We start from the raw sequence: 12,098 nt of genomic DNA, 5'->3' as shown, positions 1-12,098 counted from the left end.
CGCGGGTATAATCCGTCGCCGGGCACCCGCCGAACCTGCCCGGCGCCTCGGCGAAGGCGCCATTATCGCGTTGACTCAAACCGTTGGAAAGCCATGACCCAGGAACCCAGCCGCCAGATCGAGACATTTCCCAATCCGCAGCCGGAGCGCGACTACACCATCCGCATGCGGATCCCGGAATTCACGTGCCTGTGCCCCAAGACCGGACAGCCGGATTTCGCCACCATCCATATCGAGTACGTGCCCGACCGGGACTGCATCGAGCTGAAGTCGCTGAAGCTGTACATGTGGTCGTTCCGGGACCAGGGGGCGTTCCACGAGCAGGTCACCCACGACATGCTCAGCGACCTGGTGGCGGCCACCGCACCGCGCTTCATGCGCGTGACCGGCGACTTCAACGTGCGCGGCGGCATCTACACCTCGGTCATCGCCGAGCACCGGGCCCCGGGCTGGACGCCGCCGCAACCGGTAACGCTGCCGTAACGCGTTCCGGGTGACTATACTAGTGCCCTGTCCCCGAGGAACTCGGGACAGGACACTTGAGTTTGGCACGCGCGACGCAGTGGAAGGAACCATGCCGGACGAGGATCAGGATCAGTTGCCCCGTACCGCCTGGGAACAGGAGATCCGCCTGGTGCGCGGAACGGGGGATACCGTCAGTGCGCACAGCGAGAGCCTGTTCCAGCGCGGGCTCGCCGTGCTCGTGGACACGCCGCTGATGACCGGCGAGATCGTGGACGTGCACGCCGTTGTCCCCAATCACGAGGCCCACCGCCTGGAGCCGATCCACATCCGGTGCCAGGTCAGCTACCTGGTGGAGCTCACCCGCCCGGCGGCGCGGTTCCGCGCGGGGCTGACGGTAACGCACATGGCGCCGGCCGACCGTGAGCGGCTGCTGGCGTTCGTGCGCCAGGAGGCCCGGCGACGCCAGCGCCAGCGCCAGCGGATGAGCGGCCAGGGCGGTGCATGACGGCGACGGCGGCCTATCGCGGCCGGTTCGCACCGAGCCCCACCGGTCCGCTGCACTTCGGCTCGCTGGTCACCGCCCTGGGCTCGTACCTGGAAGCACGCAGCCGCGGCGGTGAGTGGCTGGTCCGCATCGACGACATCGATCCCGCCCGGGAGCAGCCGGGCGCGGCCGACGCCATCCTGCACACCCTGGCGCGCCTCGGTCTCGAGCCCGATGGCCCGGTGGTCTACCAGAGCCGGCGTCTGGATGCCCACCACGCCGCCATCGCCGAGCTGGTCGAGCACGGCCGTGCCTTCGCCTGCAGCTGCACGCGCAAGATGGTGCTGCGCCAGGGCAGGCCCGGGCCGAATGGCGTCATCTATCCCGGCACCTGCCGCAACGGCCTGCCACCGGGCCACGAGGCGCGCACCTGGCGGGCCCGGGGCGAAGGCACGGTGCGTTTCCGCGACGGGCTGCAGGGCCCGGTCCAGTGGGACCTGGCCGAGACCACCGGCGATTTCCTGATCCGGCGCGCGGACGGCTGGCCGGCCTATCACCTGGCGGCGGCGGTGGATGACATCGCCAGCGGCATCACCCACGTGGTGCGCGGCCATGACCTGCTGGCATGCACCCCGCCGCAGATCCGGATCATGCAGTACCTGGGCGCGGAACCACCCGCCTATGCCCACCTGCCCCTCGCCGTCAACGCCGACGGCCGCAAGCTCAGCAAGCAGAACCTGGCGGCACCGCTGGACGACGACGCCCCCGGCGCCGCGCTCCTGGCGGCGCTGGCGTTCCTGCGGCAGGAGCCGCCGGGGGAACTCGCCGGGGCGCCGCCGGCCGAGCTCCTCGCCTGGGCCGTCGCCCACTGGGACGCTTCGCTGCTGCAGGGTGTCACCGCTGCGGCCTCTCCCGTCGGCTGATCCGCATTCGCCCCGACAGAACCGATGTGCTACATTCGGTAACAATAACAAGAACAACCCCCACGCCGCGGGAGGAGAACCACGATGGCGCAGTTCCAGGAAACCGGCCCGGGCGGGCTGAGTGTCTTGCTGTTCCTGCTGGGGCTGCTGTTCCTGGCCTCGCCGTTCACGACCTGGTGGATGAGCACCGGGGCGCCCTGGTACACGGTGTGGGTCCTGTGGGCCGTCCTCATCGGGCTCTCCGGGGCCCTGGCACGACGCAGCGGGCACCATGACGTTTGACCTCGGCGTTCTCACGGCCATCGCCGTGGGCTACCTGCTGCTGCTGTTCCTCATCGCCTACGTCACGGACCGGCGGTGGCTGCCCACCTGGCTGACGCGCAACCCGTTCGTCTACGTGCTCTCCCTCGGGGTGTACGCCACCACCTGGAGCTACTACGGCAGCGTCGGCTTCGCCCAGTACCAGGGCCTCAACTTCCTGACCATCTATCTCGGCGTCACCCTGGCCTTCGTGCTGACACCGGTGCTGCTCATGCCCATACTGCGGCTGACGCGCACCTACCAGCTCACCTCGGTGGCGGACCTGTTCGCCTTCCGCTTCAACAGCCAGCCGGTGGGCGTGCTGGTGACCCTGCTCATGCTGGCCGGGGTGCTGCCCTATATCGCCCTGCAGATCCGCGCGGTGGCGGAATCCACCCAGGTGCTGACCCGGGAGTCCTCGCCGGACGTGCTGGCCTTCTGGTTCGTGGTGCTGGTCACCGTGTTCACCATCATCTTCGGCGCCCGTCACGTCTCGCCCCGCGAGCACCACGACGGGCTGGTGGCCGCCATCGCCTTCGAGTCGCTGATGAAGCTCGTCGCCCTGCTCCTGGTGGCGGGCGTGGCCATGTACATGGCCTTCGGCGGGCCCGTGGGCATGCAGCAATGGCTCGCGGCCCACCCGGAGCAGGTCGAAGCCCTGTACGCGCCGGCGCGCGAGGGGCCCTGGGCGAGCCTGCTGGTGCTCGCCTTCGCCGCCGCCTTCCTGCTGCCGCGGCAGTTCCACATGCTGTTCGCCGAGAACCAGGCGCCCGGGCACCTGAATGTCGCCTCCTGGGCGTTCCCGCTGTTCCTGCTGCTGCTCACCCTGGCCGTGCCGCCGATCCTGTGGGCCGCCCAGGTGCTGGAGCCGGGGACGCCCGGGGACTACCACGTGCTCGGCATCCCCCTGATGAGCGGCTGGCCCAGCCTGGCCCTGCTCGCCTACCTGGGCGGCATCTCCGCGGCCAGCGCCATGATCGTGGTCAGTACCCTGGCCATTTCCTCCATGACCCTGAACCACCTGGTCCTGCCCCTGGCCGGACCGCAGCCGCACCGGGACTTCTACGGGGCCCTGCGCTGGGCCCGGCGGGTCGCCATGGTGGCGGTGATCGCCGCCGGCTACGGCTTCTACCGCATTCTCGAGCCCACCTCCGGGCTGGTGGGCTGGGGCCTGATCTCGTTCCTGGCCATGGCCCAGCTCCTGCCGGGGATCGTCGGCCTGCTGTTCTGGCCCCGTGCAACTAGTCACGGCTTCATCGCCGGTCTGCTGGGCGGCGCCAGCGTCTGGGTGTTCACCGTGCTGCTGCCGCCGGTGACCGGCGACAGCACGCTGGCCTGGCTGGGCCTGACGGCCGCCGGCGACGGGCCCGCCGAGGCGTATCAATCGTCGACGTTCTGGTCCCTGAGCCTGAACGCCCTGCTGTTCGTCACCGTCTCGCTGCTCAGCCGGCCGGACGAGCAGGAGCGCGAGGCGGCGGCGGCCTGCCGCGACCTGAACCCGTCGCTGCCCGTGGGCGACCTGCAGGCGCGCTCGCCGAAGCAGTTCGTCAAGCGCCTGGCCACGGTCATGGGCAAGGACGCCGCGCGCAAGGAGGTGGACAAGGCCGTCCGCGAGCTCGGCCTGTCCTGGGACGAGCGCCGCCCGAACCATCTGCACGGGCTGCGGGCGCAGATCGAGCGCAACATCTCCGGGATGATGGGGCCGGTGCTGGCGCGGATGATCGTCGACGAGCGCCTGCAGCTGGACAAGGAGAGCCGCACGGCGCTGGCCCAGAACGTGCGCCTCATCGAGGACCGGCTGGAGACCTCGCGCACGCGGCTGCGCGGCCTGGCCGCGGAGCTGGACCGCCTGCGCCGCTATCACCGCCAGATCATCGAGGACCTGCCCCTGGGCGTATGCGCCGTGGCCCAGGGCGGGCGCCTGGTGCGCTGGAACCCGGCCATCGCCGAGCTCACCGGCATTCCCATGTCCGACGTCATCGGGCGGCGCCTGGACGAGCTCCCCGGCCCCTGGGGCATGCTCCTGGCCTCGTTCCTGGAATCCGACGCCAACCACTGGCACCGCCAGGAGATCCACACCGACGACCGCGCACGCTGGTACAGCCTGCACAAGGCGACCATCGAGGATCCGGGGCTGACCAGCCGCAGCGACGACACGGTGCTGCTGGTGGAGGACCTCACCGAGGTCTCCCTGCTGGAGCAGGAGCTCGCCCACAGCGAGCGCCTGGCCTCCATCGGGCGCCTGGCGGCGGGGGTGGCCCACGAGATAGGCAACCCTGTCACCGGCATCTCCTGCCTGGCCCAGGAGCTGCGCGACGAGGACACCGACCGCGAGCGCGAGCAGGCCATCGCCGAGGAGGTCCTGCATCAGGCCCAGCGCATCAACAACATCGTCCAGAGCCTGGTGCGCTACGCCCACGGCGGCGCCGACAGCCAGCAACCGCCGGAGCCGGTGCGGCTGCGCGAGACCGTGGACGAGGCCACGCGGCTGACCACGCTCAGCCGCCGGGCGCGTTTCGTGCGCTTCGACAACGATCTCCCGGAGACCCTCACCGTGACCGGCAATCCGCAGCAGCTGGTCCAGGTGTTCGTCAACCTGTTCAGCAACGCCGCCGACGCCTGCGCTGACCACGCCGACGAGGGCATCATCCGTGTCACCAGCGTCGACCGCGGCGACGGCTGGCTGACCGTCCAGGTGCGCGACAACGGCGAGGGCATTCCCGCGGATGTCCTCGACCAAGTCCTGGAGCCCTTCGTCACCACCAAGCAGCCCGGGCACGGCACCGGCCTGGGCCTGCCGCTGGTGTACAACATCGTGCGCGAGCACGGCGGCGAGGTGCTCATCGACAGCGATCACGAGGGGACCTGCATCACGCTGCGGTTCCGCCCCGGGGAGCCGCATGCCGCGGCCGCGGACACGGTACGGGAGCAGGCGGGCTGAGCCCGGACGGGACCCGGTTCACGAATCAGGAGGAAGCCGATTCATGGCATGGATTCTCATCCTGGAAGACGAGAAGGTCATCCGCCAGTCGCTCCGGCGGCTGCTGGAGAAACGCCAGCACACCATCGCCGAGGCGGATTCGGTGGAAGGCGCCGCGCGCGAGCACGACCTCACCGCCTTCGATCTCATCATCGCCGACCTGCGCCTGCCGGGGGCGGCCGGCACCGCGGTGCTGGAGAAGGCCCCCGGCGTGCCGACCATCATCATGACGAGCTACGCCAGCGTGCGCTCGGCGGTGGACGCCATGAAGCTGGGGGCGCTGGACTACATCGCCAAGCCGTTCGACAACGACGAGCTCCTGCTCACCGTCGAGCGGGCGCTGAAGGAACAGCGCATGCAGCGCCAGAACGCCGCGCTCAAGGCCGATCTCGACCGCGACTACCCGGTCTCCGGCATCGTCGGCAGCTGCAAGGCCATGCGCGATGTCTTCGACCGCATCACCCGCGTGGCGCCGGCGGCGACCACCGTGCTCGTGCTCGGCGAGTCCGGTACCGGCAAGGAGCTGGTGGCGCGCGCCCTGCACGAGGGCAGCCCGCGGCAGGACGGCCCCATGATCACCGTCAACTGCGCCGCTATCCCGGACACCCTCATCGAGGCGGAGCTGTTCGGCCACGAGAAGGGAGCGTTCACCGGTGCGGTGGGCGCCCGGGAGGGCCTGGTGGAGTCCGCCGACGGCGGCACCCTGTTCCTGGACGAGATCGGCGAGCTGCCGCTGGCGGCCCAGGCGCGGCTGCTGCGCGTCCTGCAGGAGGGCGAGATCCGCCGGGTGGGCTCATCCCAGCCCCGCCATGTGGACGTCCGCCTGATCGCCGCCACCCACCGCGACCTGGGGCGGCTGGTCAGCGACGGCGGTTTCCGGGAGGATCTCTACTTCCGCATCAACGTCATGGAGATCCGCCTGCCGCCCCTGCGCGAGCGGGGCGAGGACCTCCCCGAGCTCGCCCGGCACCTGCTTGAGCGCACCTGCAAGCGCCTCAAGAGCCCACCCATGCGGTTCAGCAACGAGGCCCTGGAGGGCATCCGGCACTACAGCTGGCCGGGCAACGTGCGCGAGCTGGAGAACGCTATCGAGCGGGCGGTGATTCTCAGCGACAGCACGGTGATCACCCCGGACATCCTGGGCATCCGGCCCGATGCCGAGCCGCCGCCGGATACCCGGAACCCGGGGCTGTCCCTGGAGGACTACTTCCGCCAGTTCGTGCTGGCCAACCAGGACCACTGCACGGAGACGGAACTGGCGCGGCGGCTGGGAATCAGCCGCAAGGCCCTGTGGGAGAAGCGCCAGCGGCTGGGCATACCGCGCAAGCCGCGGACCGAGGAGGCATGACCGCCGCGCGTTACACAGGACCTCAGCCGATGTTACTCTCGGTAACACGGAACCAGGGCCGCAAAGCCGTAACTCCCTGTCCAGAAGGGCGTTTCACACGTGGCACACGTTTCGCAGCAAGCGCAAAAGCATCCGTTCGCCAGACCCCGCCCGCTCCCGCATCAGGGAGCGGCACCCGGCCGGCGCGTCTCCGGCACGCCCCGGCCGGAGTGCTAGGCTTGGCGGTAGCAGGACCAAGAACACGCGGCGCGGCGGTATAGCCGCTGGCCGTACAATCCCAGAGGAGGAGTCATCCCATGTCCGAGAGCAAGGTCTATCCCGTTCCCGCAGACATCGCCAAGAGCGCGCATATCGATGCGGATACCTATCGGGCCATGTACAAGCGATCCCTGGAAGACCCGGATGCGTTCTGGGCCGAACAGGCGGAGCGCCTGACCTGGTTCAAGCGCTGGGATACGGTGAACAACTCCGACCTGAACAAGGGCGAGATCCGCTGGTTCGACGGCGGGCGCATCAATGCCGCCTACAACTGCCTGGATCGTCACCTGGACAGCCGCGGCGACCGCACCGCCATCATCTGGGAGCCCGACGACCCCAAGGATCCGGCCCAGCACATCAGCTACCGGGATCTGCACGAGCGCGTCGGCCGCCTGGCCAACGCCCTCAAGGAGCGCGGCGTCAAGCGCGGCGACCGCGTGTGCATCTACCTGCCCATGGTGCCCGAGGCCGCGGTGGCGATGCTGGCGTGCGCGCGCATCGGCGCGATCCATTCCGTGGTCTTCGGCGGGTTCTCGCCCCAGGCCCTGCGCGACCGCATCCAGGACTCGGACTGCCGCGTGCTGATCACGGCGGACGAGAGCGTGCGCGGCGGCCGCAACTTCCCGCTGAAGGCCAACGCCGACGAGGCCCTGCAGGAATGCCCGGACGTGCACACCGTCCTGGTCGTGCAGCGCACCGGCAACAAGGTGGACTGGCAGGACAACCGCGACGTCTGGTACCACGACGCGGTCAAGTCGGTCTCCGCCGACTGCCCCGCCGAGGAGATGGAGTCCGAGGATCCGCTGTTCATTCTCTACACCTCGGGCTCCACCGGTAAGCCCAAGGGCGTTCTGCACACCACCGCCGGGTATCTCCTGGGCACCAGCCTCACCCACGAGCACGTGTTCGACTACAAGGACGGCGAGGTGTACTGGTGCACCGCCGACGTCGGCTGGGTCACCGGCCACAGCTACATCGTCTACGGCCCCCTGGCCAACGGCGCCACCACGCTGATGTTCGAGGGCGTGCCCACCTACCCCGATGCCAGCCGGCTGTGGGAGATCGTGGACAAGCATCAGGTGTCCATCTTCTACACCGCGCCCACCGGCATACGCGCGCTCATGGCCAAGGGCGAGGAGCCGGTGAAGAAGCACAGCCGCAAGTCGCTGCGCATCCTGGGCACCGTGGGCGAGCCCATCAACCCGGAGGCCTGGGAGTGGTACTACCGCGTCGTCGGCGACGAGCGTTGCCCCATCGTCGACACCTGGTGGCAGACCGAGACCGGCGCCATCATGATCTCGCCCCTGCCCGGCGCCATCGACCTCAAGCCGGGCTCCGCCACGCTGCCGTTCTTCGGCGTGGAGCCGGAGCTGCGGGACAACGAGGGCAATCTCCTGGAGGGTGCCACCGACGGCAACCTGTGCATCGCCCGGTCGTGGCCGTCGATGATGCGCACCATCTACGGCGACCACAAGCGCTTCATGGAGACGTACCTGTCCGCCTACAAGGGCAAGTACTTCACCGGCGACGGGGCCCGCCGCGACGCCGACGGCTACTACTGGATCACCGGCCGCGTCGACGACGTGCTCAACGTCTCCGGCCACCGCATGGGCACCGCCGAGGTGGAGAGCGCCATGGTGCTGCACCCCAAGGTGGCCGAGGCCGCCGTGGTCGGCTTCCCCCACGACGTCAAGGGCCAGGGCATCTACGCCTACGTGACCCTGGTCGAGGGCGCCTCGCCGTCCGACGAGCTCAAGCAGGAACTCGTCGACCTCTGTCGCAAGGAGATCGGCGCCATCGCCAAGCCGGACTTCATCCAGTGGGCCCCGGGCCTGCCGAAGACCCGCTCCGGCAAGATCATGCGCCGCATCCTGCGCAAGGTGGCGTCCAACGAGCTGGACAACCTGGGCGACACCAGCACGCTGGCGGATCCCTCGGTGGTGGACGAGCTCATCGACAACCGCGAGAACCGCTAGCGAGCGGAGCGTGGTGCTCCCGGGCAGCGCCCCGGGAGCACCCGCGCAAGCAGGACTCGCCCCGCGGCTCCAGGGCCGCCGGGCGGGTTTGCTGCGGCTAGAGCGATTTCAGCAGGTGGCCGCCGTCCACCGGCAGGGCTACGCCGTTGACGAAGGAACCGGCGTCGGAGGCGAGCAGCAGCAGCGGACCCGACAGCTCCGGCAGGTCGCCCAGGCGCTGGCCAGGAATGTGCTCGCGGATGTAGGCCTGGCCCTTGTCCGAGGCGAAGAAGTCCCGATTCATCTCGGTCTCGAAGTAGCCGGGACAGATCGCGTTGACGCGAATGCCGTAGCGCATCAGCTCCAGCGCCATGTGGCGGGTAAGCTGGACCACCCCGGCCTTGGAGGTGGCATACAGCGACTCGCCGAACTGCACGCCCAGGCCCAGCAGCGAGGCGATGTTGACGATGCTGCCGGGCCGGCCGGCCTGCTTCATGCGCTCGGCGCCCGCGCGCGCCACCCGCCAGGCCGCCTTGAGATTGGTATCCATGACGTAGTCCCAGTCCGCCTCGGTGGTCTTGAGAAACGAGCGCGGCTGCGCCACGCCGGCGTTGTTCACCAGCAGGTCCACCGTGCCGAAGGCTTCCCCGGCGGCATCGAAGCCCGCCTGCACGCTGTCCGGGTCGGTGACGTCCATGGCAATGGCCCGGGCCTCGCCGCCGTCGGCGGCAATCCCCTCCACGAGCTCCTGCAGGCGCTCCACCCGGCGCGCCGTCGCCACGACACGGGCGCCGTTACCGGCCAGCACCCGGGCGAAATGCGCCCCGAGACCGCTGGACGCCCCGGTAACCAGGGCGACACGGCCTGAAAGATCGAACAGCTCGTCGTTCATGGGATCTCCTCCGATGATGGTTATTCCTGGGGTGTTCACTCGCCCGGTGGCGTCGCCCCCGGCCGGAACCGGGCGGAACGCAGCCGGTTCAGTACCGCCATGACCTCCGCCAGCCGCGGGCGGACCAGGTCTCCGTCCGGGCGCCCCGTGAGCTCCTCCCAGGGGCGCTGCAGGTGTGCGCGGAACCAGGCCGGCACGTCGTCGACGTCCGCCACTCCGGCTGCTCCCGCGGCCGGCAGGAGCAGCCCGATGGCGCGGACCTGGGACGGGTCCACCAGCTGCTCCAGGGCGCGCAGATCCACCACGTCGTCGCCGAACTCCAGCGACTCCACCCCGCGCACCTTGACGCGGCGCTTGCCGCGCTTGCCCGCCGGATCCACGGAACGCGTGGCCAGCACGCGGGGGCGCGGCGCCCGCAGCGGTTCCGGGGCTTCCATGTGCCGGGCGGTGTCGTACTCACGGGCGATCCGGTGGGCTTCCGCCGTGACGTCCCGGGGCTGGTAGTCGTGCATCTGGATGACCGTATCCGCCGCGCCGAAATAGTCGCCGGAGCCCCCCATCACCAGGATCGTGGACACGCCCAGCCGGTCGCGCAGCTCGGCGATGCGGTCGACGAACGGGGTGATGGGCTCCTCCTCGCGGGCCACCAGCGCCTGCATGCGGGCATCCCGGATCATGAAGTTGGTCGCCGAGGTGTCCTCGTCCACCAGCAGGGGATCGGCGCCCAGCTCCAGGGCCTCCTGGAGGGCCGCCGCCTGGCTGGTGGAGCCGGAGGCCAGGGCCGTGGAGAACGCCCGCGTGGACTTGCCGAACGGCAGCTCCTTGATGAACGGCGACAGGTCCATGGCGTGCACGGCGCGGCCGTCCTCCGCCCGCAGCTTGACGGCCTCGTCCCGGGCCACCACGCGGTCGCGGCCGTCACCGGGGAGATGATCGTAGACGCCGTTCTGGACAGCGCTGAGCAGGGTGGACTTGCCGTGGAAACCGCCGCCGACCACCAGCGTGATCCCGGCGGGGATCCCCAGGCCGGCGATCGCTCCGGCGTTGGGCGCGTCCAGGGTAACCCGCAACGACTCCGGTGCACGAAAGGCGACCGCTTCCTCCAGGGGGCGATCGTCGACGCCCGAGCGGCGCGGCAGAATCGAGTCGTCGGCCACGAACGCCACCAGGCCGGCCTCCGCCAGGCTGCTCCGCAGGGCGCCCTGGTCCTCCACCGTATCGCAGTGCCCGCGGAGGGCGTCGTCATCACGATACTCCGGGCGCAGCGTCGCCCGGACGATCCGCGGCAGCGTCCGGCACAGCAGATCACGGGCGGTCTTGCCCAGGATCGTCCGCCCCTTGGCGGGGAGGTTCACCGTGAAGCGCAGCTCCACGCCGTCGCCGGTGAACAGCACCGCCGTGCGGTCGAGCACGGTCTGCCCGCCGGCATCGATGCGGATGTCCGGCGTCTCACGGGCCGCCTCGCGGAAGGCCCGGCCCAGCCAGTCGCGCGCGGCCCGCTCCCGGGACGCCGGCTCCCGCGCGCCGTCCGGCAAGCCGGCCTCGGACCACGGCATGACGGCACGCATGCGCGACGGGCTGGCGAAGGGGTCTCCCTGGACGTGGTCCACCTGCAACCGGAAGTCGTCGAAACGGTACGTCCCGGTCAGCTGGCGGTAGGCCTTGTAGCCCTTGCCATCGATACCGAGCAGCAGGGACTGCAAGCGCTTCATTCATCCTCCCGTCGGAAATGCCGCGGATTGCGGTCAGGGTCTACGCGTGGCGGCGCAGCCAGTCCAGGCGCTGGGCGAAGCGGCGGCGCCAGGAATCGGCGAGCACGTCCAGCTCGGCGAGCGCTTCCAGGTCCTCGATGGACGGCCGGGTGCTGTTGTGGATCGCCCACATGTCCGCCAGGGTAATGCCGTGCGCCGCGGTATCGACCCGTTCCGCCACGTCCCCCGGCCCCAGGTAACCGGGCTCCAGGACGCGATACAGCCAGCCGGAGCGGCCGGTGCTCGCGACTTCCCGGGCCAGGTCCGGGATCTCCAGGCGCTGGCTGATCTTCCAGCACGGCTGCCGGGGCTGGCTCACCTCGACCACGGCGGTCCCCATGCGAAAGACGTCGCCCACGCGCACGTTCCTCTCGGTCAGGCCGTTGGTGGAGATGTTCTCGCCCAGCACGCCCGGGCCGAGCAGCGACGCCGCGTCGGGGTAGAGCTCCGCCCAGATGGCGTAGTGCTCCGCCGGGTAATGACTCAGCGCCCGGTCCGGGCCGCCGTGGGCGCGCGCATCGCCCTGGTGATCATCCTCGATCCCGGCATCGTCCACGGCCACCGCCTCGCGCACCGGCACCTTGTAGATGGCCGTGGGCCGGCCGTCGCCGTCCATCGGGCGGACCTGGCCCTGGTAGACACCCGTGATGGTCACCATCTCCGTCATGCGCTTCCTCCGGCGTCAGAGCGTTGCCCGGGGCATCAGGCTACAACGGTTCGGGCCCGCTGTGCACGGAGCGCG

10 protein-coding genes are annotated in these 12,098 nt (G+C 70.0%); 7 read left to right on the top strand and 3 right to left on the bottom strand.

The genetic code is table 11. The features are described from left to right. Positions 1–93 precede the first annotated feature (93 nt). The 7 genes from queF (at position 94) to acs (ending at position 8,734) form a co-directional block, all read left to right on the top strand. Positions 94–483 (top strand): preQ(1) synthase, encoded by a 390-nt coding sequence (gene queF, locus QWY84_RS10340; RefSeq protein WP_290202506.1) that lies wholly within the window; start codon positions 94–96, stop codon positions 481–483. A gap of 91 nt (positions 484–574) precedes the next feature. Beyond that, on the top strand, positions 575–970 hold the full coding sequence (locus QWY84_RS10335) for a hypothetical protein (protein WP_290202505.1): 396 nt from the start codon (positions 575–577) through the stop codon (positions 968–970). After that, entirely contained in the window at positions 967–1,872 is a 906-nt protein-coding gene (gene gluQRS, locus QWY84_RS10330) for a tRNA glutamyl-Q(34) synthetase GluQRS (RefSeq protein ID WP_290202504.1), read from the top strand. The genes QWY84_RS10335 and gluQRS overlap by 4 nt, the downstream gene beginning before the upstream one ends. 84 nt (positions 1,873–1,956) lie before the next feature. Next, on the top strand, positions 1,957–2,154 hold the full coding sequence (locus QWY84_RS10325; RefSeq protein WP_290202503.1) for a hypothetical protein: 198 nt from the start codon (positions 1,957–1,959) through the stop codon (positions 2,152–2,154). Next, a complete protein-coding gene (locus tag QWY84_RS10320; protein WP_290202502.1) occupies positions 2,144–5,113 on the top strand; it encodes a sensor histidine kinase in 2,970 nt (989 codons plus the stop codon). Before QWY84_RS10325 ends, QWY84_RS10320 begins: the two co-directional genes overlap by 11 nt. Positions 5,114–5,156: 43 nt before the next feature. Next, a complete protein-coding gene (locus tag QWY84_RS10315) occupies positions 5,157–6,500 on the top strand; it encodes a sigma-54-dependent transcriptional regulator (protein WP_290202501.1) in 1,344 nt (447 codons plus the stop codon). Between the two features lie 296 nt (positions 6,501–6,796). Next, positions 6,797–8,734, top strand: coding sequence for an acetate--CoA ligase (gene acs, locus QWY84_RS10310; protein WP_290202500.1), 1,938 nt, complete (start codon positions 6,797–6,799; stop codon positions 8,732–8,734). A 97-nt stretch (positions 8,735–8,831) separates the two neighbouring features. Here the strand turns inward: acs and QWY84_RS10305 are convergent, their stop codons facing one another. From QWY84_RS10305 to QWY84_RS10295, 3 genes are read right to left on the bottom strand one after another with little or no spacing between them, the layout of a single operon-like run. Then, positions 8,832–9,605 carry an SDR family NAD(P)-dependent oxidoreductase gene (locus QWY84_RS10305; protein ID WP_290202499.1) on the bottom strand — a complete coding sequence of 258 codons (774 nt, stop codon included), beginning with the start codon at positions 9,603–9,605 and terminating at the stop codon, positions 8,832–8,834. 35 nt (positions 9,606–9,640) lie between these two features. Beyond that, a complete protein-coding gene (locus QWY84_RS10300) occupies positions 9,641–11,317 on the bottom strand; it encodes an ABC-ATPase domain-containing protein (protein ID WP_290202498.1) in 1,677 nt (558 codons plus the stop codon). A 40-nt stretch (positions 11,318–11,357) separates the two neighbouring features. Further along, the gene (locus QWY84_RS10295; protein ID WP_290202497.1) at positions 11,358–12,023 is read right to left on the bottom strand and encodes an MOSC domain-containing protein; all 666 of its coding nucleotides are present in this window, start codon (positions 12,021–12,023) and stop codon (positions 11,358–11,360) included. Positions 12,024–12,098 lie beyond the last annotated feature (75 nt).

Origin of the sequence: Aquisalimonas lutea (assembly GCF_030409225.1) — a bacterium.
In the GTDB taxonomy this organism is placed as follows: Bacteria; Pseudomonadota; Gammaproteobacteria; order Nitrococcales; family Aquisalimonadaceae; genus Aquisalimonas; species Aquisalimonas lutea.
The sequence above is the reverse complement of the archived record's forward strand: the minus strand, read 5'-3'. Positions and strand labels throughout refer to the sequence as shown.